Here is a 26,283-nt window from a genome sequence, read left to right on the forward strand (position 1 = left end):
GTACTAGCCCGTCAAGCAGCAGCTTTTTTGGTGGCTGCTTCGATACGGCGAGTGATGTACCACTGCTGCGAAATCGACAGACAGTTGTTCACAACCCAGTACAGAACCAGACCAGCCGGGAACCACAGGAAGAAGAAGGTGAAGATGATCGGCATCATTTTCATCACCTTGGCCTGCATCGGATCCGGCGGCGTAGGGTTCAGGCGCTGCTGGATGAACATGGTTGCGCCCATGATGATCGGCAGGATGAAGAACGGATCCTTGATCGACAGGTCGGTAATCCACAGCATCCATGGGGCCTGGCGCATTTCTACGCTTTCCAGCAGTACCCAGTACAGGGCCAGGAATACCGGCATCTGCACCAGGATCGGCAGGCAGCCGCCCAGCGGGTTGATCTTCTCTTTCTTGTACAGCTCCATCATCGCCTGGGACATCTTCTGGCGATCGTCACCGAAGCGTTCCTTCAGCGCGGCGAGCTTGGGCGCAACAGCACGCATACGTGCCATGGAGCGGTAGCTGGCAGCCGACAGCGGGAAGAACAGGCCTTTGATCAGCATGGTCAGCACGATGATCGACCAGCCCCAGTTACCCAGCAGGCTGTGGATATGTTGCAGCAGCCAGAAGATCGGCTGGGCAATGAACCACAGGAAGCCGTAGTCGACGGTCAGTTCCAGGCCTGGGGACAACTCTTTCAGCTTGGACTGGATCTTCGGGCCGGCGTACAGCATGGCGCTGGTTTCGACCTTGCCACCAGCAGGGACGCTGAGGGCCGGGCCGGTGTAGCCGATGATGTAGTTGCCTTGGCTGTCCTTGCGGGTCTGGACAACGTTGTTGTCCGACTTGGCCGGAATCCAGGCGGTCACGAAGTAGTGCTGCAGCCATGCAACCCAGCCGCCGGACACATTTTCTTTCAAACTACCTTTGTCGATGTCCTTCATCGAGACCTTTTTGTAAGGCTCGGAAGCTGTCCACAGGGCTGCGCCCAGGTAGGTGGCGGTGCCAGTGGCAGTGCTCGAGGACGGATCGCCGCTGGCGTCACGCTTGAGCTGGGCAAACATGTTGCCGCTCCAGGCCTGGTCGCTCTGGTTGTCGATCAGGTAGCTGACATTCAGGTCGTACTCACCGCGCTTGAAGCTGAAGCGCTTGATGTAGTTGACACCGTTGTCGCTGAACTTCAGGTCGACCACCAGTTGTTCCTGGCCGTCGGCCAGCTGGTAGCTCTTCTGCTCGGCGGCATACAGCGGGCGGCCGCTGGCGCGGGCATCCGGGCCGTTGGCACCGGTCAGACCGCTTTGTGCCAGGTAAACACGCTCACCACCGTTGTCGAACAACTGGAACGGAATGTTCGGGTGGTCCTGACGGCGTGGGTACTTCGGCAGGTTCAACTGGACGATGTCACCACCGACCGGATCGATAGCCAGTTCCAGAACGTCGGTCTTGACTCGGATCAGGTCCTTGCTGAGTGCGACCGGTGCCAGTTCGGCAGGGCTCGATTCGGCGTTGGCGCTCGGTACATCGGCGCTGGCGCCGTTGTTACCGGCCGGCACGCCATCGGGCAAGCCCGGCGCAACAGTGCTGGCAGCAGTATTCTGAGTCGGCAGGGCAGCCTGGCCGTAGTCATCGTTCCACTTCAGGACCATGACGTAGGACACGACTGCCAGCGCGGCGATCAGGATCGTGCGTTTAATATCCATGATTACTCGGCTATCGAAGAAGTTCGGGAGGAAGGAGCGGGTGGAACGGGGTCGAAACCGCCGTCATTCCACGGATGACAACGCCCCAGGCGACGAACGGCCAGCCACCCACCACGCCAGACGCCATGGTTTTCGATGGCTTCATAAGCGTAACAGGAGCAACTGGGGAAAAAACGACAGTGGTTGGCCATCAGAGGACTAATGGCGTAACGGTAAAACTGGATCGGAACGAGTGCCAGTTTACGCATCTTGACTGTCTACCCCTGCGGAATTGGCGGTGACTGCTGGAGTTGGCCGGCTGCGCGCCAGACGTTTCCAGAGTTTGCCAAAGTGTTGGTGCAATTCCGGGTTTTCTATCTCACCCAATCCCTTGCGCGCGACGATCACGATGTCCAACCCGGCAAGCAACTGCTGGTTCAGGCGAAAGGAATCGCGCATCAAGCGCTTGAGGCGGTTGCGTTGAACGGCGAGCTTGACGCTCTTCTTGCCGATCACCAGGCCGAGACGAGGGTGATCGAGACCGTTCTCGCGAGCAAGGATCAGCAGGTTTTTCCCTGGAACCTTGCCGGTTGGGGAGTCGAAGACCGCTTTGAAGTGTCGGGGTGTAAGCAGTCGCTTTTCCCGACTGAAGTCCTGACTCACCACCTGTGCCGAAAAATCAAATGGCCAGACGCTTACGGCCTTTGGCACGACGACGCGACAGAACGGCGCGGCCGTTTTTGGTAGCCATACGGGCACGGAAACCGTGGGTGCGGGCGCGCTTGATGGTGCTTGGTTGGAAAGTACGTTTCATGGCGTGTTACCTGGTTTGTCGACGACGGGCCGGGATGGCCCCCTTTTTAAGAGACCGGCGATTCTAGAGAAAGCAAGCCCATAGGTCAATTTCCAACCAGCCTTTCCCTATAGGGCGTGTGATGGACGGTGCTTGCTCGTCCATCCTCGAGGGGATGCTTGATCGGACACACGAATCGGGGACAACATGAAAAAAAAGAAGAGACATATAAAAAGCTTTTCTGAAGAACTTATAGATATTAGGTGGATAACCTTCTGTGGATAACCTTCTGTAGGCCTCAAAATTCGCCATGTACAGAGTTTTGAAACTTTGTTCTAAACCGGTGCTGCGCTTGTTTTCATCGTGGTCGAAAGCTGTGGATTAAAATGGCACTTACCCACAGCAGAGTTATCAACAGACTACGACCCAGGGTTGTGCATAGCACTCATGGTCGCTTATCCACAGGGCTTATGCACAGTGCGACGAAGACGTTTTGGTCGATAAATGGCTGTTTTGTCATGGTTCCTAACGTGTCCACATGTGGATAACTGAACGCTCGACCGGTACAATGACGGATTGTTTTTGCCTCATCCGGCTTTCAAACTCAGGGGATATCCGTGTCAGTGGAACTTTGGCAGCAGTGCGTGGAGCTTCTGCGCGATGAACTGCCTGCCCAGCAATTCAACACCTGGATCCGTCCGCTACAGGTCGAAGCCGAAGGCGACGAGTTGCGCGTCTATGCGCCTAACCGTTTCGTTCTCGATTGGGTCAATGAAAAGTACCTGGGTCGCTTGCTCGAGCTGTTGGGTGAAAACGGCAGCGGAATTGCGCCTGCCCTTTCCTTATTAATAGGCAGCCGTCGCAGCTCGGCTCCACGGGCTGCGCCCAACGCGCCAGTCAGCGCTGCCGTGGCCGCCTCGCTGGCGCAGACCCGGGCGCAGACCCAAGCTCAAAGGCCTTTGCCGGTAGCGGCCGCAGCCGAGCCTGCGGCTGTAGCAGCGGTAGAGCCTGTGCTGGTCAATGAATTGGCCGAGCCGTCGTCGCGTGACAGCTTCGATGCCATGGCCGAGCCCGTCTCGCCGCCAGCCAGCAACAACCGGACCGAACAGCGCACTGTGCAGGTGGAAGGTGCGCTCAAGCACACCAGCTACCTGAACCGCACCTTCACTTTCGACACTTTCGTGGAAGGTAAGTCGAACCAGTTGGCGCGCGCGGCTGCCTGGCAGGTGGCCGATAACCCCAAGCATGGCTACAACCCGCTGTTCCTGTATGGCGGCGTGGGCCTGGGTAAAACCCACCTTATGCATGCTGTGGGTAACCATCTGCTGAAGAAGAACCCGAACGCCAAGGTCGTGTACCTGCACTCGGAGCGCTTCGTCGCAGACATGGTCAAGGCGCTGCAGCTCAACGCCATCAACGAATTCAAGCGCTTCTACCGTTCGGTGGATGCGTTGCTGATCGACGATATCCAGTTCTTTGCCCGCAAAGAGCGCTCGCAGGAAGAGTTTTTCCACACCTTCAACGCCCTGCTTGAGGGCGGCCAGCAGGTAATTCTCACCTCTGACCGTTACCCCAAGGAGATCGAAGGCCTGGAAGAGCGCCTGAAGTCGCGCTTTGGTTGGGGCCTGACGGTGGCTGTAGAGCCACCAGAGCTGGAAACCCGCGTAGCGATCCTGATGAAGAAGGCCGACCAGGCCAAGGTCGAGCTGCCACATGATGCGGCCTTCTTCATTGCCCAGCGCATTCGCTCCAACGTACGTGAGCTGGAAGGTGCGCTGAAGCGGGTGATTGCCCACTCGCACTTCATGGGCCGCGACATCACCATCGAGCTGATCCGTGAGTCGCTGAAAGACTTGCTGGCGCTGCAAGATAAACTGGTGAGTGTGGATAACATTCAGCGAACCGTCGCCGAGTACTACAAGATCAAGATCTCTGATCTGTTGTCCAAGCGTCGTTCGCGTTCTGTCGCGCGTCCACGTCAGGTGGCCATGGCCCTGTCCAAGGAGCTGACCAACCACAGTCTGCCGGAAATCGGTGACATGTTCGGTGGTCGCGACCACACGACCGTGCTACACGCCTGCCGCAAGATCAACGAATTGAAGGAATCCGACGCGGACATCCGCGAGGACTACAAGAACCTGCTGCGGACGCTGACGACCTGATGGCCGTCTGCGCAGCTAATTGAAGGCAAGGGACTAGACCATGCATTTCACCATTCAACGCGAAGCCCTGTTGAAACCCCTGCAACTGGTCGCCGGTGTCGTAGAGCGCCGTCAGACCTTGCCGGTCCTGTCCAACGTATTGCTGGTCGTACAAGGCCAGCAACTGTCGTTGACCGGTACCGACCTGGAAGTCGAACTGGTAGGCCGCGTACAGCTGGAAGAGCCGGCCGAGCCTGGCGAAATCACCGTGCCGGCGCGCAAGCTGATGGACATTTGTAAGAGCCTGCCGAACGACGCCCTGATCGATATCAAGGTCGACGAGCAGAAACTGTTGGTGAAGGCCGGCCGCAGCCGCTTCACCCTGTCGACCCTGCCAGCCAATGACTTCCCGACTGTGGAAGAAGGCCCGGGTTCGCTGACCTGCAACCTGGAACAAAGCAAGCTGCGCCGTCTGATCGAGCGCACCAGCTTCGCCATGGCCCAGCAGGATGTGCGCTACTACCTCAACGGCATGCTGCTGGAGGTTTCCCGGAACACCCTGCGCGCAGTTTCCACTGACGGCCACCGCCTGGCGCTGTGCTCCATGACCGCGCCCATCGAGCAGGAAGATCGACACCAGGTCATCGTGCCACGCAAAGGTATCCTGGAACTGGCCCGCCTGCTGACCGACCCGGAAGGCATGGTCAGCATCGTCCTGGGCCAGCACCACATTCGCGCCACAACCGGTGAATTCACCTTCACCTCCAAGCTTGTGGATGGCAAGTTCCCGGACTACGAGCGTGTACTGCCCAAGGGCGGCGACAAACTGGTGGTCGGTGACCGCCAGGCGCTGCGTGAAGCCTTCAGCCGTACTGCGATTCTTTCCAACGAAAAGTACCGCGGTATTCGCTTGCAACTGGCTGCTGGCCAACTGAAGATCCAGGCCAACAACCCTGAGCAGGAAGAAGCTGAAGAAGAGATCAGCGTGGACTACGAAGGTAGCTCGCTGGAAATCGGCTTTAACGTCAGCTACCTGCTGGACGTGCTGGGCGTTATGACTACCGAGCAAGTTCGTCTGATCCTGTCCGACTCCAACAGCAGTGCGCTGCTGCAGGAAGCTGGCAATGACGATTCTTCCTACGTTGTCATGCCGATGCGCCTGTAACCTGTAGCAGGCGCAATGTCCCTTCGACGGATCATGGTCACCGCGGTGCGCAACTTGCACCCGGTGACCCTCTCGCCCTCCCCCCGCATCAATATCCTTTACGGCGCCAATGGCAGTGGCAAGACCAGTGTGCTTGAAGCTGTGCACTTGCTCGGGCTGGCGCGGTCATTTCGCAGCACCCGCCTGAACCCGGTTATCCAGTATGAGCAGTCTGCCTGTACCGTGTTTGGTGAAGTGCAGTTGGCTGAAGGTGGCACCAGTAACCTGGGTGTCTCTCGAGAGCGGCAGGGAGAATTCACCATACGCATCGATGGGCAGAATGCACGTAGCGCCGCCCAGCTGGCGGAACTGTTACCGCTGCAGCTCATCAACCCAGACAGTTTCCGGCTGTTGGAAGGTGCCCCGAAAATACGCCGCCAGTTCCTGGACTGGGGTGTGTTCCACGTGGAACCTCGCTTTTTGCCAGCCTGGCAACGGCTGCAGAAGGCGCTGCGGCAGCGGAACTCGTGGTTGCGTCATGGTACACTTGACGCAGCTTCGCAAGCCGCCTGGGACCGGGAATTGTGCCTGGCCAGCGCGGAAATAGATGAATACCGTCGCAACTACATCAAGGCCTTGAAGCCTGTCTTCGAGCGAACCCTGAGCGAACTGGTCGAGCTGGACGGGTTGACCCTGAGCTACTACCGAGGCTGGGACAAGGACCGCGAATTGCAAGAAGTACTCGCATCCTCTCTCCTTCGCGATCAGCAGATGGGCCATACCCAGGCCGGTCCGCAGCGTGCTGATCTGCGTCTTCGTCTGGCTGCCAATAACGCGGCCGACATCCTGTCGCGTGGTCAGCAAAAGCTGGTGGTGTGCGCATTGCGCATTGCCCAAGGCCACCTCGTCAGCCAGGCTCGTCGCGGTAACTGTATTTATCTCGTGGATGACTTGCCGTCCGAACTGGACGACAAGCATCGCCGCGCGCTGTGCCGCTTGCTTGAAGAATTACGCTGCCAGGTGTTCATCACCTGTGTAGATCACGAATTACTGAGGGAAGGCTGGCAGACGGAAACGCCAGTTGCTTTGTTCCACGTGGAACAAGGCCGTATCACCCAGACCCACGACCATCGGGAGTGAAGGCATGAGCGAAAATCAAACGTACGACTCCTCCAGCATCAAGGTGCTGAAAGGTTTGGATGCCGTACGCAAGCGTCCCGGCATGTACATTGGCGACACCGATGATGGTAGCGGCCTGCACCACATGGTCTTCGAGGTGGTCGACAACTCGATCGACGAAGCCCTCGCCGGTCACTGCGATGACATCACCGTCATCATCCACACGGACGAATCCATCAGTGTGCGCGACAATGGCCGCGGCATTCCGGTCGACGTGCATAAAGAAGAAGGCGTTTCCGCGGCCGAGGTCATCATGACCGTACTGCACGCCGGTGGTAAGTTCGATGATAACTCCTACAAAGTATCTGGCGGCTTGCACGGCGTAGGTGTTTCTGTTGTGAACGCCCTGTCCGAGAAGCTCGTGCTGACCGTTCGCCGTAGCGGCAAGATCTGGGAGCAGACCTACGTTCACGGCGTACCACAAGCGCCGATGGCTGTTGTCGGTGAAAGCGAAACCACCGGTACCCACATCCACTTCAAGCCGTCGGCTGAGACCTTCAAGAATATCCACTTCAGCTGGGACATCCTGGCCAAGCGTATTCGCGAGTTGTCGTTCCTCAACTCGGGCGTTGGCATTCTGCTGAAGGATGAGCGCAGCGGTAAGGAAGAGTTTTTCAAGTACGAAGGCGGCCTGCGTGCCTTCGTCGAGTACCTGAACACCAACAAGACGCCAGTCAACTCCCAGGTGTTCCACTTCAGCGTTCAGCGTGAAGACGGCGTGGGCGTGGAAGTTGCTCTGCAGTGGAACGACAGCTTCAACGAAAACCTGCTGTGCTTCACCAACAACATTCCACAGCGCGACGGTGGCACCCACTTGGTGGGCTTCCGTTCTTCGCTGACCCGTAGCCTGAACAGCTACATCGAACAGGAAGGCCTGGCCAAGAAGAACAAGGTGGCGACCACGGGTGACGACGCCCGTGAAGGCCTGACCGCGATCATCTCGGTGAAGGTGCCGGACCCCAAGTTCAGCTCGCAGACCAAAGACAAGCTGGTTTCCTCGGAGGTGAAAACCGCCGTGGAACAGGAGATGAACAAGTACTTCTCTGACTTCCTGCTGGAAAACCCGAACGAGGCCAAGGCCGTCGTTGGCAAGATGATCGACGCCGCTCGTGCGCGTGAAGCGGCACGGAAAGCCCGCGAGATGACTCGCCGCAAAGGTGCGCTGGATATCGCCGGCCTGCCAGGCAAGTTGGCGGACTGCCAGGAGAAGGACCCTGCCCTTTCCGAACTGTACCTGGTGGAGGGTGACTCCGCAGGTGGCTCGGCCAAGCAAGGTCGTAACCGTCGTACCCAGGCGATCTTGCCGCTGAAGGGTAAGATCCTCAACGTCGAGAAAGCACGCTTCGACAAGATGATCTCGTCCCAGGAAGTGGGCACGCTGATCACTGCGCTTGGCTGTGGTATCGGCCGCGAAGAGTACAACATCGACAAGTTGCGTTATCACAACATCATCATCATGACCGATGCTGACGTTGACGGTTCGCACATCCGTACCCTGCTGCTGACCTTCTTCTTCCGTCAGTTGCCGGAACTGGTCGAGCGTGGCTACATCTACATTGCCCAGCCGCCACTGTACAAGGTGAAAAAAGGTAAGCAGGAGCAGTACATCAAGGACGACGAGGCCATGGAAGAGTACATGACCCAGTCGGCCCTGGAAGACGCAAGCCTGCACCTGGACGAGTCGGCCCCAGCGGTTTCTGGCGTGCAGCTGGAAAGCCTGGTGAACGAATTCCGTAGTGTCATGAAGACCCTCAAGCGCCTGTCGCGTTTGTACCCGGAAGAGCTGACCGAGCACTTCGTGTACCTGCCTGAGGTGACCCTGGAGCAGTTGGGTGACCACGCGGTGATGCAAGCCTGGCTGGCCAAGCTGCAGGAGCGTCTGAACTCCAGCCAGAAGTCTGGCCTGGCTTACAACGCGAGCCTGCGTGAAGACAAAGAACGCAACGTATGGCTGCCGGAAGTGGAAATCACCTCCCACGGCCTGGCCAGCTACATCACGTTCAACCGTGACTTCTTTGGCAGCAATGACTACCGGACCGTCGTCAACATCGGTGCCAAGCTCTCCAGCCTGTTGGGTGAAGGTGCTTACGTACAACGTGGTGAACGCCGTAAGGCAATTGTCGAGTTCAAGGAAGGCCTGGACTGGCTGATGAATGAGACCACCAAGCGTCACACCATCCAGCGATACAAAGGGCTGGGTGAGATGAACCCGGACCAGCTGTGGGAAACCACCATGGACCCGACCGTTCGCCGTATGCTCAAGGTCACCATCGAGGATGCGATCGCTGCTGACCAGATCTTCAACACCCTGATGGGTGATGCAGTCGAGCCGCGTCGTGAGTTCATCGAAAGCAACGCGTTGTCGGTGTCGAACCTGGACTTCTGATCAGGTGTAGGTTCACAGAAAAGCTGCACGCTTTCACAAATAGATGACCGGCCGGGCTTCAACCATGGCCCCTGTCGGTCACCATCAAGCCCGCCTTCGCGGGCTTTTTTTTGCCTGGAATTCCTGCCGGGGCGCCCTACTCCGCTCATTGGAAAATGATGCAGATGGGGGGATTTGAGGAAGTGATTTGATGGGGCGCTGGAAGTGCTGAGAGGGTCGGCGGGCGGATCTGAGCAGCAGAGAGATTGAGAGGACTTTAAAACTAATATTTGAACACCTTAATAGTTAATTAAGCGTACGTGTTAAGTATTAATTTGAACAATTTAGTATGGAAATGGAATTTGGTGGAAGTTGCCATTTTGGATTTTTTGTAGATTTCGAAGGGATGTTGGAATAAGATCTATGACCAACTTTTCCGCTTTGCACTGAAGATTTTCAGCCAAATCAGCTGTTTGAAGCGAGAGCTTCAGACCTGATCCAAATTGCTCCAGCGATCACGAAGTGGCCGTTTAGAAATAAAGAGAGCAAGCCGATTGCTTTAGATTCTGATCAGTCATGAGAGTCATGACCAATGAGAGAAAAGGAGACCTGAAAATGTAGAAAAACGCGATCAATCCCGAGAGGACTGACCGCGCTTAGCGAAGCAGACTTGCGTCCTCAGAACCCGCAATGTCTGCTTTTTCGAAGCGACTGTCAATCCTCTCCCATTTTTTCGACCTTAGCGAGGTTACTCGACGGCACAGTGTTGCCTGTCGAAAGGCCTCACTTCGCCCGCCCTGCGCCTTGATTTTTTGGCGCAGCGTCGGCGCTCGTTTCGAGATTTTCGGAGGTGTTTCATGACAGTACGAAAGGTGGTCACGCGGCGGTCCAACCATTACCGCGGCTACTTCCCATCGCTCAAAAATAAAAAGCCTGTGCCCTGGGAGTCCCAGCTCGAAGGCGCTCTTTTTCGGCTTCTTGAGCTGTCTCCTGCGGTCATCGGCTACGTCCCGCAGCCCAGTGAGGAACGTGTTCCATCGCTCCAGGGCTACTTCAAATATTACCCAGACGTACAGGTTTTCCTCGCGGATGGGCGCGAGTGGTGGTTTGAAGTGAAGCCTCACGACCGACTGAAGATTGCCAGCGTCAGGCAGCGACTGGATGCCGCTGAGCGCTACTTCAACGCCACTGCCCGTAACTTTTCGGTGATCACTGAAAAGTTAATTGAAGCTGAACCCCTGGCTACCAATCTTAGAAGGCTGATGTATCACCGGCGCGGTCCAGAGCTTTCGCATCAGGCGTTGGAGGAGGTAATGGCGACCTTCAACGAATGGCCGCCTATGACCGTTGCAGATCTGCTCTACGTGGTTGGTGAGGGGAAAGCCTGGCGCTTGTTAGGCCTTGGGGTGGTGGGCATTGACCTTGATAGGTCAATTGACACTGACTCCCCGGTCTTCCTGCAAGGGGGGCACCGTCATGCAAACCTTTTCCCTTAGGGTGAAATTGGTCGTCATCGTTCGTGGCGTACTGATGGTGCTTGAGAAGAGGCTTATTGACCGGAAGCTGCTCTTTTTCGATGAGCTTGGTGAGCCCACGAAGCTATCCGAGAAGGAGTTCTATGAGGCCTACGAGAAGCGCGAGATCGAGATCTCCGCTGATCAGCCATACCTTGGGAAGGTTCCGTATGTGCGGAACGTCCCTCCAGATATTTCATGCTTCCCCAAAAAACATGGAGATGAGGCATTGCGTCGACGCAAGTATCTGGACGACCTAACTAAGCGCGGTAAATACAAGCTACCGGGTGACGAAGACATGATCAAGAAACTTAGAGATATCGCCAAAAAGATTGGGGATGCGTGCGCACCCTCGGTTTCCACTATTCGACGTTGGGCAGCCAAATACATTGGCCAGAACGTAGTAAAGCTTATCCCTCAGCATGCCAAAAAGGGTCGGGCTGCCGCGATACAGGGAGAGCTCGAAGTTATTCTTGAAGGGGTGATTAATAAAACCTACCTGCAGGATACGATTCCAGCGGTCAGCGTGGTCGTTTCAGAATTCGAAGATCAGATAAAAGAGAGGAACAAAAGTCGTTTGCCTTCGGATCAGCTCAAGATCCCAAGCGGAATGACTGTCCGAAGGTACATCGCCAAGCTGGATCCGTACCTTGTGGATAAGGAGAGGCTCGGAAAACACGCAGCAGACAAGAAGCACCGTGTTGCGGCGGGTGTCCTACGTGTCCATGAGATTTTGGAACGTTGGGAAATTGATCACACCTTGTTGGACGTCCAGCTTGTGGATGAAACCTCGGGGCTGTGCATTGGGCGCCCCTATCTGACGATCGTCCTCGACCGCTTCTCTCGAATGGTGATGGGATATTTGCTCCACCTGTCGGCGCCAAATACGGAAACCGTGCTTCGTGTGATCGAACGCTCAATCCGTCCAAAAGCCGAATTGCTGAAGCGCTTTCCGAAAGTGAGAAATGAATGGTGGGCACGTGGGCTGCCGGCTCGAATAGTCCCAGACAACGCAGCGGAATTTCACGCGGGCGATCTCATCATGGGATTCAACGAGTTGGGTATCGAGATCATGTATCCCGCTTCAAGGGCCCCTCAAAGGAAAGGTGCCGTCGAACGCTTTTTCAGCACACAGAACCTGGGGCTTATCCACAACCTCCCGGGTACCACCTTCTCGAATATCCAGCAGCGTGGCGATTACGACTCGGAGAAGAATGCATGTTTCACGCTCCCTCAATTGGAGGCGGTGGTAGTGAAATGGATCGTCGATGGTTACCACCAGACTCCTCATCGGGGGCTGGACAACAGAACACCGGCTCAAGTCTGGGGACTAGCGAGGCGAACCATGTCATCAGCCTTCCCGTCGACCTGGACTCGTTGGAGTGCATTCTGGCCAAGCGGGCCTCGGTGAAGGTTCACCATTACGGCATCGAGGTTGCCAAAGTGGGCTACCACTCTACGGAACTTGCTGAGCTCCGTATGCGTTTGGCAGACGGAGAAAAGGTAAACGTCCGCTATCGAGACGAAGCCGGGCACGTTTGGGTTCACGACCGCTTCAGAAACTTGTTCTTCAAAGTGCCCGCCAAAGATGAGCGAATGGCCGGTAAGAGCAGGGAGGTGTGGAAGGCTGCCGAGAAAGCGCTGCGAGAAAAATATAATGAGCAGCCTAGCTTCGAGGCTACGCACAGGTGCTACCAGGAAATTATGGAAGATGCAGACGAGGCCCGCCGTTCGCAGACGCTCAGAAAACGACGCGCAGCTGCCATAGCGAAAATCGACAAGGAGGGTCGAGTGACCGAAAGCACGCCTCCACCCAAGGTACTCGCTGAAGTGGAATGGACCGGTGACTCTATTCCTAACATTCCGCCAGCAGCCTTCAAGGTCTCGGTTCGTCGCCCTGCTGGGAGTTCTAAGCCATGAACGCCATCAATCTGTACGAATGCTACGAGCATGGTGAATACAGCTTTACGCTCCGCGATCGTTTTATTCACAGCCCTCAAGTCGAGCGAGCGTTGACGCGACTAGGCGATATCCACGGCGATAGTCGGCGTACCAGAGCAAGTAAAGGGTTGCTGATCCAAGGTCCAAGCGGAGTGGGCAAGAGCACATTGGTCAAGGAGTACATTCGGTCATTGGAGGAATTGGAGAGCCATGACCCACAGAAGCGGACAGTTCTGTTCGTCGAGATGCCTTCGTCTCCAACCAAAAAGAACCTGGCAGCAGCCATTTTGGCAGAGCTGAAGGATCCCTTCGCAGAGGCACGAGGACATTCGGCAGAGGTTAAATTTGCGCGAGTAGTCCTGCTGCTGAAGAACCTTGGCGTGGAGATGTTGGTCCTCGATGAGGCGCAGCACCTGGTCGATTATCGTCGTAATGGTGCGTATGAGGCAGCAGACTGGATCAAGAGTCTGATGAATGAAACCAGTATCGCGTTTGTTCTGATTGGGCTGAAGCGCACCGAAAATCTCCTGCTAGCAAACGAGCAACTGCGACGCAGGTTTTCGGCCACGGTGGCATACGATCGCTTCACCTTCTCCGCTAATACGTCTCTTCATTTCGTGATGTTGTTGCAGGCAATCGAGGGCGAACTGCCTGTTCAAACCATCAGTTTTGTAGAGCCAGCGATGATTAAACGCTTCTACCTGGCTTCCTATGGATTGATCGACTACCTCATCAAGATTGTGGACAGGGCTGTTTGGCTGGTTCAAGTCCAGGACCTTGTCGGGATTGAACTTCCTGTGCTGGCCCAGGCTTTTGAAGACGAGGTTTGGAGCTACGCCACCGAGGATCGAAACCCCTTCAGTGCGAGCTTCAATTTCCAGCCTCTGTTCGGGAAGCGGGAGCCGTTTGAGACGTTCGAAGAGAGCAGTACCTGACGGCCAAGGGCCGGGCTTATCGGCCCGGCTCTACTCCCCTGATTTTTATGTCTTCGATTTCATGGATGTGTAGGAATGTTTGGTCTTTTAATCAACCCACGACCACACCAAGACGAAAGTCTTTTGGGGTACCTGCAGCGCCTGGCGAAAGCCAACGGATTACCCAGAAAGGAACTGCTCACCGCCTTTGCACGAGCCGACGAGACCGATGTTGCGGACTGGCTGCAGATGATGGAAGGACCACTGAGCTGGCCTGCGGTATCTGCTGAGTTTCGTGATCCAAGGCCCAAGGGGGTCAAGTTATGGACGACTCATCACGCTCGTTACTGTCCGATCTGTTTGGGCGAAGCCGGTTATTGGAGAGAAAGCTGGGGCTTGACCCTGGTTACGACGTGTTCTGTCCACGGCACTGAACTCCACGGGCGGTGCCCCAACTGTCTGAAGGAAACCGATCCAAGCGCAATGAGTGCGAATAGTTGCCAAGCGTGTGGCACCTCATTGAGTGGGACCAATTTTGAGATCGCGCCGGCGAGTGATACGGCCGCCTGGCTCACCTCTGGCTTTGAAGATAGGTTTTACGCCGACTCGTTGCCAGCTGACGCGGGATTGGCGGCCCTCACCTACGAACAGTTTCACGAGTTGTCATCGCGTCTCGCTGTCAGAAGTTTGCCTACGGAAAGAACCCAGCCGCTGAAGGTTGCTGATTCGGGTTCGCTAGAGATATCGCGGCTTATGGCAAACGCGGCGGGCGTGGTTCTCATGAACTGGCCTCTCGCATTCAGAGAACTGCTGAGTGGCCTCAAGGCAGTCCATTCCGATAACGAACATTGGACGCTCAGCAGATCGTTCGGCCCGATATACCACGACATCCACCGTGATCTGGATGACTCTTGTTTTGACTTTCTTCGTCGAGAGTTCGAATCATTTCTGCAGCATGCGTGGGAAGCACCGTTAGCGAAGCGAAATCGCAATTTGAGTGAGGAGACGATTGAGAGACATCGTTGGGTGTCGTTCGATTCTGCTGCTGAAGCTTGTGGTCTCGGGGTATCAGTCATAAAACGCCTTCATCAGGAGGGACAAATCGCCTATCGGGAGAAGGTCCATGAAGATCGAGTCTTTACGGTCGTGGACCTGGATCATTTGAAGGCAATCTCGCAGCATCTCCAGGGCGTGGCTGATATGAAAGAAACCTCGACTTTGCTAAGCCTCTGTCGCAATCGGGTTAGGCAGCTGCTAGCTGGTGGTACCCTCCAGTTCTTTGGTGGAGAACCGCGCCCAGGCGAAAGGTGGCTGATTGACTGCCGCTCGATCAACGAATTGATTGATGAGAAGCTGCCTACCAGCTCTGACCAGAGCCTGGTGTCGATCAACTACTTGGCCAAGCATTCTCTGCCCAAGGGGGGTGGGTTGGTCGAGTTGGTTCAGGCAATACGTGCAGGTGAACTTCGCGCTTACGGCCCAGCTGAGAATGGCTCGGTTGCGGTAGGGGCGTGGTTACTCAAGCCGCAAGATTTTGCAGCGTGGCAACAAGCCCGAGCTGAGAACAAGAGTCCGGTCTTTCCCGGCCTGTCGGTAGTCAAGGCTGCTGCGCTGTTAGGCGTCAAAGAACAATGCGCATACGCGTTCGTTCGACTGGGTCTGCTATGGAGCACTGCTGTCGAACGAGGCCGGCGTACGCAATTGATGGTTAAGCCTCAAGCCATCGACAGATTCAGGCGTGGCTATATCTTGGGACCGGAGATTGCGGTGTATTTGGGGAAGTCGACCAGGGAGGCGTTCAAGCACCTTTGGGAGGCCAGGTTTCGCCCCGTTGCGGGGCCATCCATTCCAAACGCGGCTTGCCGGCAGTACGTTTGGGTAAGAAGCAAAAAGCTGATCGATTACCTCGCAAGTGAAGCCGCCCAGATCGACGATCCTGAAGCCATCACGTTTTTATCCACACCGATCGCTCAGCCTCGTGATTGCCGATTCAGGCATGTGGGATCAAGATAGTTAGCACGCTTTCTTTCTTGATTGCTAAAATCATCGAACCCATTTTGGAGAATCTTATGTCCCGTCTCGCTGAATTCCGCCTGCTCGAACAACAGCTCGCAGCCCAACTGGCGGAGCTGGAAGCGCTGAAAAATGACTCTGCCCTGAAGCAGGAAATGGAATTTGAAACGAAGCTGCGCAGTTTGCTCAACGAGTATGGCTACGGCCTGCGCCAAGTGGTGCTGATCCTCGATCCGCAAGCGGTGGCTTCCACTGATATGGCCCCAAAAACCTCTCGGAAACCACGCGAAGTAAAGGTCTACAAGAATCCACACAGCGGAGAGGTTGTTGAGACCAAGGGTGGTAATCAGCGTACGCTTAAGGCCTGGAAAAACGAGTATGGCGCTGAGGTAGTCGAGTCTTGGCTCGCCAATTGATTGCACTGCAGGCGGCTTCTGGCACGAGATGAATCGTGGTGCGCCCCGAATGCAAATTCCCATTCTGGGGCGTGACGAAATTTTCTGCGGGTGGTGGTGACACACAGTTTATGCGCATTAAATAGAGGTCCACTTCAAAAAATGGACTCTCCAAAATGCGGAATGCTCTCGTCTCAATCTCAGTGAACACCATCGCAAGCCTCCTGACTGCGCTTGTGCTTCACTGGATCACCCGTCCTCTTTCCGACCTCTCCATTCAGCCAATCACGGCCTCAAACTCTGGATCCAAGAGCTCTTCGTGCTCTTCGTAGATGAGAAATCTGGACCAGACAGCACGTTTCTGAACCACCCCATCAGAGCAAGCGTTCCCCTGGATTGAGCTATCTGGTGACGATTCGTTGAGTTTCTTCTCACTGCTAGGAAGAGCTCTGATTAAAAATTCGTGCTTCCTCAGAGGCTTAGCGATGGTGTCTGTAGAGGCTTTTCTGGAATGACGAGTAAGCTCCTGATGGAGGCGTTTTCTGCACTCCATCCCTCACGGGGACCGCTTGTCAAATCGAAAGGCCCTGCTATACAGTTCTTGTCAAAGGATTTGTCAAATGATGTAGAATCCGGTCCCTCGTTGGGCGCGGTGGAGGAGTTAACATGTCAGAACGCGAAGGGGTCTTAGCAAGGGCGCCGCTTATCTATGCGTTGAGCGTAATCAGATTTGCCCCGATTCTTAAGCTGCCAAAGCTGATCCCAGACATTCAGCACACGATCCGTCAGAGCCTCCCGGGCTTCTTCCAGATGGTCAAGGGCGTGCCGCCTGGGGTGATGCACAGCGGAGAACCGAATTCTTGGGCGTTCCTTAATCGGGATGCTGACTACGCGTGCGTGCTGGCCATGGATCACATGATCCTGCAAAGCACAAATTATCTTCATTTTGATAACCACTTAGCGCTTTTCCGTGAGTGCATTGAGGCGCTGGTAGGGCAAGCAGGTGCATTGGATATCACCGCTATCGGGATGCGGTACGTCGATAAAATTGAACCAGCTGAAGGTGAGACCCTAGCCGACTACCTTCCGGAAGCCATGCTCCCACTTAAATGCGATGAGCTAGCGGCGCATGGGAAAGTCCCCAAGGAGCAGCTTGGAATCTCTACTACCACCTACCATCTAGATCCGGAGTATCTGCACATCAGATGCTGGCGGCAGACTGGTATGTGGATACCGGAAGATTTGGTCGAGCCGGCCATGGTTTTCGAAATTGCTAAGCAATCGAGGAATTCATCCAAGCATGGTGCTCCTCTGCAAGGTGCATTTGTGCCTGTTAGCGAAAATGGTGCTCTTCTCGATACGGATGCGCATTGGCCGCTGCAGTTAGCCGAACGACTGGGAACCGAGGAGATCTGCACGAGACTCGACGGTTTGCATAAGACTGCTAACTTTGCTTTTAGGACAGTCGCGAAAGATCATGCCTTTGAGGTTTGGGGGAAGGCGAAATGACTACAGCAATGAATGGGCAATGGATTGATCCTACCGGGGCTGCTGTAAGCAGATCTTCTACTTGGGAAAACCCTGAAATTGCTCCGCGTGTAGGTAGCACGACAGCAAACCCTGTATTGGCGATTGCTTTCACAGCGATGCTGGCCGTTTCGGTAGTAGTCGCTCCTGGGACTGCCTCCCTGCCCTATCCACAACTTATCGGCTCAGCAGGCATGAGCTTTCATGGCGTGCATGCTGGTGCCTGGACCGAGGTGGACACCAGCCAGGATGCCAATGTTACCGAAGACGTAGCGCCGGCCTTAATCGAGGAGCTTAGGAGCGACTTCAAGTTGTCAGATAGCTCCATCGCGCAGATCTTCAACGTGTCTCGTCAGACCGTGTACAATTGGCGGACTGGAAAAACCGCCACTGGTTTTCCCGAGAGGCTTGCGGCTTTAACTGAGGCGTTGCGCCAAGTTAACGCCGAAGAAGCGCAGTATCTGCATCGGGTGCTTTTCTATCCAACCGCCGATGGCCGCCTGATTCAGGATGCGCTTTCGGATGAAGCGTGGAATCGAAATGGCGCTAAAGGTGTGTACGGAATGGTTGCGGAGTTGGCTGGCAAGGCGCAGCAGCTACGTGATAGGGACCTCAAAACCATCGCCAGGTTAGAAAAATCGGGCGGTTCGAATTTGGTTTGATTATGGCTGATACACCTGAGCAAGAGATCGTAAGTGCCATTAGCGCTGCTGGTTGGCTGCAAGGAGATACCGTCTCAGGTGACGCCTTGATTGAACACATATCCGAGGAGGTCCTGAAAGGCCAATTCGAGGGGGTGGCTCCAGCTTATTGGATGTTGGCCTCCCATTCCTGCACGGTGCATGCACGCAACCTTTGTGATGCGCCGTGGATAGAGTGGATTGCCGTTAAGGTAAAGAAAAAGGCCTTTGATAAGCAGCTGCACGCCCTCAATCCACGTACGCTGCACCTGCAGCACGCGGAAAAGCAGGTTTTGGAGCTCAAGATTCACAAGCGTGTGTGGACCAAGAGAGCCGTGCTTCCGACGCTCCACCGAAATCCGGTAATCACGCTGAGCGAAGAAAACGGTCAGTATTTCTCATACTGGATGTCCCACCATTACAACCGTATTGCGATGCCGGACGAGTTGGTCAACCGCCTGAAGGCAGACCAAGGTGACGACGGCATGAAGGGCATCGCCGTGCTTGTCGACGATTTCCTCCATCAGAACAACCAATTTTTCGCTAGTGCTTGGGTTTCCTTCAACCCCAAGGGCGAGATTCGCGACCCGGCTGAGCCCTACGAGGTGGTGTTCCGGTTTTTGACCAAACGAGAGCACGCCAGGCGCGCAAATGAGCTGCACGACCAGCTGAATGAATTGCTCGGGGTGGCCAGAAATCTCAACGATGGGCTGTACTTCGGTGGAGCAGACGTCACGGTGCTCCAAGACTTTACCATGCTCGATGCGGAAGACTTCGTGCGGTACAACCTTCACGACTGGCTCAGTGTTGGGGATACCGATGAAGATGAAGAAGGTGCCGATGATGCTGACTGAGCTGCTATCGGCCTCCCCTTTAGGATCTGGGTTTGACCTTAGCTGACCGGCTGCTCTACAAACCAATTGATTTTCTCCGGAGCCGGTGTCACTGTCGCTCCAAGAATAGCCCCCACGCCTCGGGCAGGTCCCAGACCTGTACTGCGCACCAGGGGGTTAGTTGTTTCTAGGGCCCGCCCAGGTCGATCAGGCATGCTTTGGGCGGGCCTCAAACCAGTGGGTGACCACCAAAAGGGTCAGTTAGGCCTACTGCTGCCTATCCTCGCTCGTTACCATCCAGAGACCCTCTATTGATACGGTTTCAGCAAAGATGGATGTCTATAAGGTCCGCATCGAAGACACAGAAAGCAAGATCATCGACAAGGAAGGTTTCGAGGCCGAGACCTTCCGCAGAGATCCATGGTACCAGCCTGGAAGTGCCGGCAAGCTAGCTCAGTTTGCTGTATGCCCGGCATGCGACAACCCTGTCCAGCTGGTTGGGCTGTATGAGCTACCGCCTAACGTGAAGAACCCATTCGGGAAACATGCTACTAAGAGCATTCGCGGCATCGCTCCATTTGATAGTGAGGCCCGTAACGATTGCCCGTACTTCCAGCCTCGCCAGCACAAGAAAACAGAACGAAAAACCAGGTTTGACGGCGTCCCACGGAAGATTCTCAAGCTATTGATCGAACAGTTCGATCGCGTGGTTTACATCCTGGAGAAAGAGACCCAACTGGTCCTTTCCGAGAACGCGTTGAGAGGCATGCTGCAGCGTTACAAGGGAGAGCGTGGCTACCTCTATACCGGCGCGACGCTTCGCAATGTGCCATGGATCTTTGCTTACATGTCGGACGCCACCCGCCTGTTTGGCCAGAAGGTCATTGGAAATGCTGAGCTGGTGAAAGCTATTGCCGCTGAGGTGCCAGGGGCGGAAATCAGCAGCACTGGTCGGCTGGAATCGAAGAAGGTGCCTGGTTCGAAGGCGGCATATTTTGATCTCAAAATGAGTTTCATCCGCCATCGAATCGTCAAAGACAGTGAAGCGTCCGGCTTGGTTGAAAGCATGGAGTTTGTAGTGTCACAGCCTCGCGGAGGTGAGCTTGAGCACATTCACAAGGAAGTCATCAAATTCGATTCGGCTTGGTTCGAATCCCTTATCCGGATGCCGGTTGATCATCCTTATCGCAGAATGGATAGAGTGAAGATGGCCCGGGAGGAACTGGGCGATCTGCTGGAGCTGACTCAGGCCTGAGGAGGCCTGTTGTAAACCACTTTTTTTCACTGTAACCACAGTGGTTTACAGTGAAAAAAAGTGGTTTACAACGTAGCTACGACACGCGCCCTGGCCACTCCCCAGGCCAGCGCGCTCCGCATTGATTCGTTCAGTCGGGCGTCGAACACCTATGCTGCTCGGGGCCTTGCCACGCCGCGGTGTCCTATAATTCATCTTCAGCTGAATGGAGCAAAATGTTGTGAAGCGCACATTCATTGGAATGGTCGAGGCTGGTGAGCCACTGATGAGGCAAGCGCTTGAAGCTATCCGACAGGCCCACGAAGCGGAGGCTGCTGGATTGCCAGACCTTGAGGTACAGCGTCTTCACCCATTGGCAGATTCGCTCTATCAGGCGGTCATTGATTTTCAGCTCCTCAAAGCAGGTAAACCACCGTCGACTATCCAGTGAGGACCTGCCGCTACATGACGAAAAAGATGCCAGCTCTTCTCCCCGACCACCCCATGTATACCGACGCAGTGGATGCGATGAAGCAATACCACGAGGCGCAGGCTTCTGGCTCATCTGCCGAAGAGGTTGAGCGCCTGCGTCAAATCGCAGAATCACAATTTCGGGCTGTCAGCGAGTATCAGCTCAACGCTCTGGGATATCAGTCTCGTCGTCCGCACTGAAGGGATAACCGATCCGGAGGTAGCTTCAGAATCCATCAAGCCAAGCGGAAGACTCACGACGCGGTCCGATTGATCAGCGAGACGGTCGGGAGGGTTTGCACACAGCCCCAAAAAAAAAGCAGCTCCCGAGAGCTGCTTTTTTCTTACTCCCCCTTTTTGTGCTTGTGGGGTTTCAGGTCCGGATGGTCCTTCTGCTTTTCAGGGGTGACTCGCTGCCTTTTGTCCGGAGTGCCATCTTCATTGGTGCGCTTTGGGCCTGGCTTGATGCTCATGCAAAACTTCCTTTTCCGCTTGGGTTGTTGAATGCAGCTATGTAATTAGTCCAGCTTCTCTCAGCTGTCAAAGCAGGCTGGTGCAGAACCGCCTGGCCGATGATCCGGTCCACATCGAACATTCAGAGGCCAGAATAAGAGCCTCCGACAAAGGGCTTACAAGGGGCAGTGAAATCCAGCGCTGAGCGATACGAAGACGTCTGGACGTTCATCATGCCGAGCACGGTGTGGAACAGGTTGTCGTGGCTCAGCGGTGACGTGGTTTGAGCTTTCAAACAACCCACGTTGACCTTTTCGCTCTTCGCGAGCGAGTCAGACATCCAAAGTACCAACGGCACCTTTGTTTGCTCGTCAGGAGCCATCGCGTAAGGCAGCCCGTGTAGATAGAGCCCACCCTCCCCCAGCGATTCGCCGTGGTCCGAAACGTACATCAGCGCAGTGTCGAACTTGGTGTTGGCCGCCAGGATATCGATGAGATTTGCAGTCACATAATCGGTGTAGAGGATTGAGTTGTCGTAGGCATTGACCACCTCCTCCTGCTTACATTTGTCGAGCTCGTTGGTCTCGCACACCGGTGCGAATTTCTTGAATTGCGAGGGGTAGCGCTTGTAGTAGGCCGGGCCGTGACTGCCTTTGTAGTGGAGCACCAGGACAGCATCGCCTTCCTGGCGCTTGATGAAGTCTTGCATCTCCGTGAGCAGCACCCCGTCCTTACACTCCTCGCTGGTGCACAGTTGGGAATCCGCGTGAGAGGCAGCCTTGTGGTTGGGAACCCTGTCGCAGACCCCTTTGCACCCCGAGTTGTTGTCAGTCCACATGACACTGATGCCAGCGCGTTGAAGCACGTCGAGCAGCCCTTCTCGGCTCTTGGCCAAGCCATCTTTGTACTGGGCCTTACCCACGTCCAGGAACATGCATGGCAGCGAGACCGCGGTAGCGGTACCGCAGGAGCTCACGTTCGTGAAGCTAATGACATTTCGCTTTTCTAGTTCCGGATTCGTTTCACGGGAGTAGCCGTTGAGGGAGAAGTTGGCGGAGCGAGCGGTCTCTCCTACTGCCAGTACCAGCAGCCTGGGTTTACGAGCCGCACCCTGTCGATTAACTACCGCATCAGTACCAATGGCCGTCAGCGTTTTAGGTGAGGCCAGCTGACGCTTCAGGTACCCATGGCCAGCCGCAAACAAGTTGGTAGGTACCAGAATCAGCCGGATCTCCCGATTGTTGCGCAGCAAGGAGGCATACGACTGGTACTGACTCAACGCGATGCCAGATAAGGTCAACAGAGCGAGCGACAGAGCAATGAACCTGCTGACCAAAGCTTTGGCCCAAGGCTTGCGCCGGAGGGGAACCCGGGCAATCAGGTAGACGGGCAACACCCCAACCATTGCGACCCAAAGACCGAGCTTCCAATTCAGCAGCTCGGTTGCCTCAGCGACGTCGGTCTCCACAACGTTGGTGAACATTGTGTAATCGATCACGATGCCGTAGGCATTCATGAAGTAACTCGCAAAAGACGCGCTGATCAGTACCAGGCACAGTATGGGTTTGGCCAGCCGCCCCCATGACAGCAAGCTCAGAACGGTAAACACCCATGCGAATACTATGACTGGGAGGCTAGCCGCTAGCTGCCAGTTCACTTCATCGGTTTTGAATACCAGCTTCCAGAGCACGTTCCAGAGCTCAGCGTTCGCGAATAGCAGTAACCAAAAAGTCACCAGGCCGATTAGCAAATTAGTACTGATGCCTTTCTGCCGCGCATTGCGAATAGCAAAGATCCATTTGCTTAACAGGGTGTGAACAATGGATTTGGAAGGTGTCATTATCAAACTCTGGAAGCTGCTTATCCATGGCGGTAGCTATGGAGTTAGCGGGAGCTACAAGGCAAACCGTCGACAGATGCTGAGCGATTGCGCAATGTGCGGAGCGTCAGAGGCCTTAGGCCCCTAGGCGTTGGGGACGCTTAGTATGTGTGAGGCATAGGGATAAAAAGAGAAATGAATCTCGCTGAGCGCATTATTTCCGGGACCTGATAACGACACGATGACCTCGGGATTACAATGCTGACAGAAATCCAATTACTGCTGTTTTGATTGTCATTGATCACGCTATGATCAAAATTAGGGGAATACTACCCACCAAAAGCAATGCTCCGCTCAGCTAGATAAATTTAATTTCACAAACAAAACGGTTTCGTTTTGTCGTAGGCTAATTTTGAACTTTCAATTCAACTTACAAGTCTTTCTCGCGAGCAGAACATAATTTTCAACTTTTGCTCGTTAATATGTCACCCATCAATGAGGGGCGAATACCATGAGCTTTTTCAAAAACATCCTGGGCGGGCACCATGGCCGTGGAAACCACGGTGGAGGCAAGCACCACAGCGGGGGACATGGGGCCGAGCAATATGATCGCCATGGCCGGCAGCAGGGCTGCGACGGCGGTAATCAGGTGTATGACGGCGGGCGCCCTCCCACTCCTGCCCCCATCAAAGATCTGCAGGGCTGCAGGCAGTGCCGGACGGCCAACGATCCGTCAGCACGCTTTTGTCTAAACTGCGGAACACCGCTATCGAGTGGTTGCACCGCCTGCGGCTCGCTGCTGAGTGCAGGAGCAAGATTTTGCAGTCAGTGTGGCCAAGCGACGCTCTAAGGCTAGGTAGACAGGAAGGCCAACGAGACCACAACCCTGCGCAAGGAGAAATACGTGGGTTCAAATCATGACCATGGCAGCGCTGCAGTACGCGAGGGGCATCAGAAGAAGCTAATCATGGCGCTCGGCTTGACTGGCAGCTTCATGATTGCAGAAGTGATCGGTGCGTGGATTACCGGCAGCCTGGCGCTGCTGTCGGACGCATCTCACATGTTCACAGATACTGCCGCCTTGGCGATCTCACTGATTGCACTTCAGATAGCCAAGCGGCCGGCGGATCAGAAAAGAACCTTCGGCTATGCGCGCCTGGAAATTCTGGCTTCGACGTTCAACGCCGTGCTGCTCTTCCTGGTGGCGATGTACATCTTGTATGAGGCCTACCAGCGCTTCTTCATGCCGGCGGAGATCGCTACCGGAGCGATGATGTGGATCGCAATCGCCGGCCTGATCATCAACCTAATTTCGATGCGCCTTCTGGCATCTGCGAGCAACGAAAGCCTCAACGTCAAAGGAGCCTACCTCGAAGTTTGGAGCGACATGCTCGGCTCGCTTGGCGTAATCATCGCGGCACTTATCATCCGCTTCACCGGCTGGACCTGGGTCGACACGATTGTCGCTGTGGCGATCGGCCTTTGGGTTCTGCCGCGGACGTGGCAGTTGCTTCGCGAAAGCCTGGGGATCCTCATGGAGGGTGTCCCGAGGGGGCTCGACGTTACGGCAATCGAGGCCACCATCCTCGGAGTAGATGGCGTGACGGACGTTCATGACTTGCACGTGTGGGCTGTCAGCAGTGGCAGTAACGTGATGACGTCGCACGTAGTGGTTCGGGATTCTGCAGATGGGGATGCTGTGTTGGCGGCCGTCGTGGATGCTGTCAGCGATGCATTCGAAATCCATCACTGCACCATCCAGATCGAGCGGGCAGCTTTCCACGAGAGCGTTCCCTCACCCTCGCACTGACCGATCGGTAAACACCATGCAAACACATCACCCTCCTGGCTGAGGGTGATGTTGCAAAAAAAATGCGGTGAGGGATGCCGTAAACGGCAGGAGCGCTTCAAGGGGGTTGGTGAATGGCTTCGCCTGCCCTCGTCAACAACCTCCAGAAGGCTCAGCGATGGCCTGGATCATCACGAAGTACCTACTCACTGCCGGTATAGTGATTCTCGTGTCAGAGCTGGCGAAACGCAGCGACAAGCTGGGCGGCTTGGTCGCCGCCCTACCCTTGGTCACGGTCGTGACGTTGGTCTGGCTCTATTTAGAGAACCAGAGCATGGAGAAGATCTCCAACCATGCTTGGTACACGTTCTGGTACGTGCTTCCGACCCTGCCGATGTTTATTGCTTTTCCATTGCTGCTACCTAAGCTCGGCTTTTGGCCGACACTGATCAGCAGCATCCTCATCACAATGGCCAGCTTCGGAGGCTTCGCCATACTGCTGCGCCGGTTCGGCATTGAGCTTCTATGATCCGGTGGCCGCAGGGATCATCTTGATGAGTCTTAACGGCTATTAACACACTCGCCCTTCACCAGGTAGCGAACCATGTGCAGTTCGCCTTTCGAGTCTTCGTAGGTCATCATGCTTCTTACATTACCGCAGTACCGCACATTGGGTGATACATACACCAACTTACCAACGTCCAGGTCCATGCCATAGGCGTAGTCTTCTAGTTGAGGCATGGGCTTTTTTACGCGTTGAGCATAATCCGCTGTAGCCTCTCTAGCAGTACGCTCGATGTGTTTATTGATCTCCATACCGCTTTGGGCATTGGCTGTTAGTGATGTAAAGAGCATAAACACGGCGATCGCTGATACAGTAGTGTTCATAAGAAGTCCCTTAATAAAAAAGCGCCCGTAGGGGGGCGCTAAAATTCACCTACCAAAGGAGCGTATGGTTTACAGGTGAATGCACTGGCGCGAACAACTGCTCGGTGCTCTTGCCAAGCTGCTTTGAAATGAGACAATTTCCAAAGCAGCGATGCCTCTTCCGCTGCCCTTAAACTAGCAAAGGAGGCTAACACCAAGATGATCGTGCAATTACAATTTGGACATGTAATAGATTGTAAGATAATTATTCGAGAGAATATCGAGCCGCCACGTGAACTAATTTGCAGAAAGGCGCTGCGGTTTGCGGCCGTGCATGGGGTCTGCCTGCGTGGCGCCCTCGATCCAAGGCCAGTACCAGTCCTTGCAAGCTAACGACCGAAATGCTGCCTGTCCTGGCCGATTCCACCTGCCAGGCGAATCTGTCATACACCGCCGCAGGCCCCAGAATCCGCTATGCTTAGGGGTGGAGCCTGCATGACTGTCAGAAATCTTGCGGCTACATTACAAATTTGTAGGA

General features: G+C 55.2%; 26 protein-coding genes. 19 read left to right on the forward strand and 7 right to left on the reverse strand.

Annotation, left to right across the window (positions count from 1 at the left end):
• Positions 1–11: 11 nt before the first annotated feature.
• Genes yidC through rpmH form a run of 4 tightly spaced genes read right to left on the reverse strand, consistent with a single transcriptional unit; the run spans position 12 to position 2,487 of the window.
• Positions 12–1,694, reverse strand: a complete 1,683-nt coding sequence (gene yidC, locus WF331_RS20715) for a membrane protein insertase YidC (RefSeq protein WP_016502301.1) — start codon at positions 1,692–1,694, stop codon at positions 12–14.
• A 2-nt stretch (positions 1,695–1,696) separates the two neighbouring features.
• On the reverse strand, positions 1,697–1,942 hold the full coding sequence (yidD, locus tag WF331_RS20720) for a membrane protein insertion efficiency factor YidD (RefSeq protein ID WP_080642832.1): 246 nt from the start codon (positions 1,940–1,942) through the stop codon (positions 1,697–1,699).
• On the reverse strand, positions 1,935–2,339 hold the full coding sequence (gene rnpA, locus WF331_RS20725; RefSeq protein ID WP_003253166.1) for a ribonuclease P protein component: 405 nt from the start codon (positions 2,337–2,339) through the stop codon (positions 1,935–1,937). Before rnpA ends, yidD begins: the two co-directional genes overlap by 8 nt.
• A 13-nt stretch (positions 2,340–2,352) precedes the next feature.
• Positions 2,353–2,487 carry a 50S ribosomal protein L34 gene (rpmH, locus tag WF331_RS20730; RefSeq protein WP_003253163.1) on the reverse strand — a complete coding sequence of 45 codons (135 nt, stop codon included), beginning with the start codon at positions 2,485–2,487 and terminating at the stop codon, positions 2,353–2,355.
• Between the two features lie 596 nt (positions 2,488–3,083).
• Here rpmH and dnaA point away from each other — a divergent pair.
• The 16 genes from dnaA (at position 3,084) to WF331_RS20810 (ending at position 21,018) form a co-directional block, all read left to right on the forward strand.
• Complete coding sequence (dnaA, locus tag WF331_RS20735) at positions 3,084–4,628, forward strand: chromosomal replication initiator protein DnaA (protein ID WP_016497343.1); 1,545 nt, start codon at positions 3,084–3,086, stop codon at positions 4,626–4,628.
• 40 nt (positions 4,629–4,668) lie between these two features.
• Positions 4,669–5,772, forward strand: coding sequence for a DNA polymerase III subunit beta (dnaN, locus tag WF331_RS20740; RefSeq protein WP_016497344.1), 1,104 nt, complete (start codon positions 4,669–4,671; stop codon positions 5,770–5,772).
• Between the two features lie 15 nt (positions 5,773–5,787).
• The gene (recF, locus tag WF331_RS20745) at positions 5,788–6,891 is read left to right on the forward strand and encodes a DNA replication/repair protein RecF (RefSeq protein ID WP_016497345.1); all 1,104 of its coding nucleotides are present in this window, start codon (positions 5,788–5,790) and stop codon (positions 6,889–6,891) included.
• A 4-nt stretch (positions 6,892–6,895) separates the two neighbouring features.
• Positions 6,896–9,316, forward strand: a complete 2,421-nt coding sequence (gene gyrB / locus WF331_RS20750) for a DNA topoisomerase (ATP-hydrolyzing) subunit B (protein ID WP_016497346.1) — start codon at positions 6,896–6,898, stop codon at positions 9,314–9,316.
• 836 nt (positions 9,317–10,152) lie between these two features.
• Positions 10,153–10,791, forward strand: coding sequence for a TnsA endonuclease N-terminal domain-containing protein (locus WF331_RS20755; protein ID WP_011953077.1), 639 nt, complete (start codon positions 10,153–10,155; stop codon positions 10,789–10,791).
• Positions 10,772–12,220 (forward strand): transposase, encoded by a 1,449-nt coding sequence (locus WF331_RS20760; RefSeq protein WP_340623252.1) that lies wholly within the window; start codon positions 10,772–10,774, stop codon positions 12,218–12,220. The genes WF331_RS20755 and WF331_RS20760 overlap by 20 nt, the downstream gene beginning before the upstream one ends.
• Complete coding sequence (locus tag WF331_RS20765; RefSeq protein WP_340623253.1) at positions 12,217–12,729, forward strand: hypothetical protein; 513 nt, start codon at positions 12,217–12,219, stop codon at positions 12,727–12,729. Before WF331_RS20760 ends, WF331_RS20765 begins: the two co-directional genes overlap by 4 nt.
• Entirely contained in the window at positions 12,726–13,685 is a 960-nt protein-coding gene (locus WF331_RS20770; protein ID WP_010951429.1) for a TniB family NTP-binding protein, read from the forward strand. The genes WF331_RS20765 and WF331_RS20770 overlap by 4 nt, the downstream gene beginning before the upstream one ends.
• A gap of 75 nt (positions 13,686–13,760) precedes the next feature.
• The gene (locus WF331_RS20775) at positions 13,761–15,677 is read left to right on the forward strand and encodes a TniQ family protein (RefSeq protein WP_010951430.1); all 1,917 of its coding nucleotides are present in this window, start codon (positions 13,761–13,763) and stop codon (positions 15,675–15,677) included.
• 56 nt (positions 15,678–15,733) lie between these two features.
• Positions 15,734–16,093: a histone-like nucleoid-structuring protein, MvaT/MvaU family gene (locus WF331_RS20780; RefSeq protein ID WP_010951431.1), complete on the forward strand. Its 360-nt coding sequence runs from the start codon at positions 15,734–15,736 to the stop codon at positions 16,091–16,093.
• 645 nt (positions 16,094–16,738) lie between these two features.
• Entirely contained in the window at positions 16,739–17,581 is an 843-nt protein-coding gene (locus WF331_RS20785; protein ID WP_010951432.1) for a TIGR04255 family protein, read from the forward strand.
• The gene (locus tag WF331_RS20790; protein ID WP_126404318.1) at positions 17,578–18,261 is read left to right on the forward strand and encodes a transcriptional regulator; all 684 of its coding nucleotides are present in this window, start codon (positions 17,578–17,580) and stop codon (positions 18,259–18,261) included. Before WF331_RS20785 ends, WF331_RS20790 begins: the two co-directional genes overlap by 4 nt.
• A 2-nt stretch (positions 18,262–18,263) precedes the next feature.
• Complete coding sequence (locus WF331_RS20795) at positions 18,264–19,133, forward strand: hypothetical protein (protein ID WP_016497350.1); 870 nt, start codon at positions 18,264–18,266, stop codon at positions 19,131–19,133.
• A 310-nt stretch (positions 19,134–19,443) separates the two neighbouring features.
• A complete protein-coding gene (locus WF331_RS20800) occupies positions 19,444–20,367 on the forward strand; it encodes a hypothetical protein (protein WP_010951435.1) in 924 nt (307 codons plus the stop codon).
• 220 nt (positions 20,368–20,587) lie between these two features.
• Entirely contained in the window at positions 20,588–20,797 is a 210-nt protein-coding gene (locus tag WF331_RS20805) for a hypothetical protein (protein ID WP_003298409.1), read from the forward strand.
• A 14-nt stretch (positions 20,798–20,811) separates the two neighbouring features.
• The gene (locus WF331_RS20810) at positions 20,812–21,018 is read left to right on the forward strand and encodes a hypothetical protein (RefSeq protein ID WP_003298411.1); all 207 of its coding nucleotides are present in this window, start codon (positions 20,812–20,814) and stop codon (positions 21,016–21,018) included.
• Between the two features lie 143 nt (positions 21,019–21,161).
• Here WF331_RS20810 and WF331_RS20815 read toward each other — a convergent pair whose 3' ends face one another.
• Both WF331_RS20815 and WF331_RS20820 read right to left on the reverse strand, forming a co-directional pair.
• Positions 21,162–21,290 (reverse strand): hypothetical protein, encoded by a 129-nt coding sequence (locus tag WF331_RS20815; protein ID WP_003253468.1) that lies wholly within the window; start codon positions 21,288–21,290, stop codon positions 21,162–21,164.
• Between the two features lie 122 nt (positions 21,291–21,412).
• Positions 21,413–23,110, reverse strand: a complete 1,698-nt coding sequence (locus tag WF331_RS20820) for a phosphoethanolamine transferase (protein ID WP_003298414.1) — start codon at positions 23,108–23,110, stop codon at positions 21,413–21,415.
• Between the two features lie 490 nt (positions 23,111–23,600).
• Here WF331_RS20820 and WF331_RS20825 point away from each other — a divergent pair, with 490 nt between their 5' ends.
• The 3 genes from WF331_RS20825 (at position 23,601) to WF331_RS20835 (ending at position 25,407) form a co-directional block, all read left to right on the forward strand.
• Positions 23,601–23,939 carry a zinc ribbon domain-containing protein gene (locus tag WF331_RS20825; RefSeq protein ID WP_079732563.1) on the forward strand — a complete coding sequence of 113 codons (339 nt, stop codon included), beginning with the start codon at positions 23,601–23,603 and terminating at the stop codon, positions 23,937–23,939.
• 54 nt (positions 23,940–23,993) lie between these two features.
• Positions 23,994–24,899 carry a cation diffusion facilitator family transporter gene (locus tag WF331_RS20830; protein ID WP_010951438.1) on the forward strand — a complete coding sequence of 302 codons (906 nt, stop codon included), beginning with the start codon at positions 23,994–23,996 and terminating at the stop codon, positions 24,897–24,899.
• A 157-nt stretch (positions 24,900–25,056) separates the two neighbouring features.
• On the forward strand, positions 25,057–25,407 hold the full coding sequence (locus WF331_RS20835) for a DUF3147 family protein (protein WP_011953105.1): 351 nt from the start codon (positions 25,057–25,059) through the stop codon (positions 25,405–25,407).
• Positions 25,408–25,439: 32 nt separating this feature from the next.
• Here WF331_RS20835 and WF331_RS20840 read toward each other — a convergent pair whose 3' ends face one another.
• A complete protein-coding gene (locus WF331_RS20840) occupies positions 25,440–25,766 on the reverse strand; it encodes a DUF2790 domain-containing protein (RefSeq protein ID WP_010951440.1) in 327 nt (108 codons plus the stop codon).
• Positions 25,767–26,283: the final 517 nt, after the last annotated feature.

Origin of the sequence: Pseudomonas sp. YNh, assembly GCF_037993085.1 — a bacterium.
Classification (GTDB): Bacteria; Pseudomonadota; Gammaproteobacteria; order Pseudomonadales; family Pseudomonadaceae; genus Aquipseudomonas; species Aquipseudomonas putida.

What these genes read in the sequence shown, in the direction of transcription:
- yidC (WP_016502301.1), bottom strand. Translation starts at nt 1,694, where the DNA reads ATGGATATTAAACGCACGATCCTGATCGCCGCGCTGGCAGTCGTGTCC.
- yidD (WP_080642832.1), bottom strand. Translation starts at nt 1,942, where the DNA reads ATGCGTAAACTGGCACTCGTTCCGATCCAGTTTTACCGTTACGCCATT.
- rpmH (WP_003253163.1), bottom strand. Translation starts at nt 2,487, where the DNA reads ATGAAACGTACTTTCCAACCAAGCACCATCAAGCGCGCCCGCACCCAC.
- dnaN (WP_016497344.1), top strand. Translation starts at nt 4,669, where the DNA reads ATGCATTTCACCATTCAACGCGAAGCCCTGTTGAAACCCCTGCAACTG.
- recF (WP_016497345.1), top strand. Translation starts at nt 5,788, where the DNA reads ATGTCCCTTCGACGGATCATGGTCACCGCGGTGCGCAACTTGCACCCG.
- gyrB (WP_016497346.1), top strand. Translation starts at nt 6,896, where the DNA reads ATGAGCGAAAATCAAACGTACGACTCCTCCAGCATCAAGGTGCTGAAA.
- WF331_RS20755 (WP_011953077.1), top strand. Translation starts at nt 10,153, where the DNA reads ATGACAGTACGAAAGGTGGTCACGCGGCGGTCCAACCATTACCGCGGC.
- WF331_RS20760 (WP_340623252.1), top strand. Translation starts at nt 10,772, where the DNA reads ATGCAAACCTTTTCCCTTAGGGTGAAATTGGTCGTCATCGTTCGTGGC.
- WF331_RS20770 (WP_010951429.1), top strand. Translation starts at nt 12,726, where the DNA reads ATGAACGCCATCAATCTGTACGAATGCTACGAGCATGGTGAATACAGC.
- WF331_RS20775 (WP_010951430.1), top strand. Translation starts at nt 13,761, where the DNA reads ATGTTTGGTCTTTTAATCAACCCACGACCACACCAAGACGAAAGTCTT.
- WF331_RS20780 (WP_010951431.1), top strand. Translation starts at nt 15,734, where the DNA reads ATGTCCCGTCTCGCTGAATTCCGCCTGCTCGAACAACAGCTCGCAGCC.
- WF331_RS20785 (WP_010951432.1), top strand. Translation starts at nt 16,739, where the DNA reads ATGTCAGAACGCGAAGGGGTCTTAGCAAGGGCGCCGCTTATCTATGCG.
- WF331_RS20790 (WP_126404318.1), top strand. Translation starts at nt 17,578, where the DNA reads ATGACTACAGCAATGAATGGGCAATGGATTGATCCTACCGGGGCTGCT.
- WF331_RS20795 (WP_016497350.1), top strand. Translation starts at nt 18,264, where the DNA reads ATGGCTGATACACCTGAGCAAGAGATCGTAAGTGCCATTAGCGCTGCT.
- WF331_RS20800 (WP_010951435.1), top strand. Translation starts at nt 19,444, where the DNA reads ATGGATGTCTATAAGGTCCGCATCGAAGACACAGAAAGCAAGATCATC.
- WF331_RS20810 (WP_003298411.1), top strand. Translation starts at nt 20,812, where the DNA reads ATGACGAAAAAGATGCCAGCTCTTCTCCCCGACCACCCCATGTATACC.
- WF331_RS20815 (WP_003253468.1), bottom strand. Translation starts at nt 21,290, where the DNA reads ATGAGCATCAAGCCAGGCCCAAAGCGCACCAATGAAGATGGCACTCCG.
- WF331_RS20820 (WP_003298414.1), bottom strand. Translation starts at nt 23,110, where the DNA reads ATGACACCTTCCAAATCCATTGTTCACACCCTGTTAAGCAAATGGATC.
- WF331_RS20825 (WP_079732563.1), top strand. Translation starts at nt 23,601, where the DNA reads ATGAGCTTTTTCAAAAACATCCTGGGCGGGCACCATGGCCGTGGAAAC.
- WF331_RS20835 (WP_011953105.1), top strand. Translation starts at nt 25,057, where the DNA reads ATGGCCTGGATCATCACGAAGTACCTACTCACTGCCGGTATAGTGATT.
- WF331_RS20840 (WP_010951440.1), bottom strand. Translation starts at nt 25,766, where the DNA reads ATGAACACTACTGTATCAGCGATCGCCGTGTTTATGCTCTTTACATCA.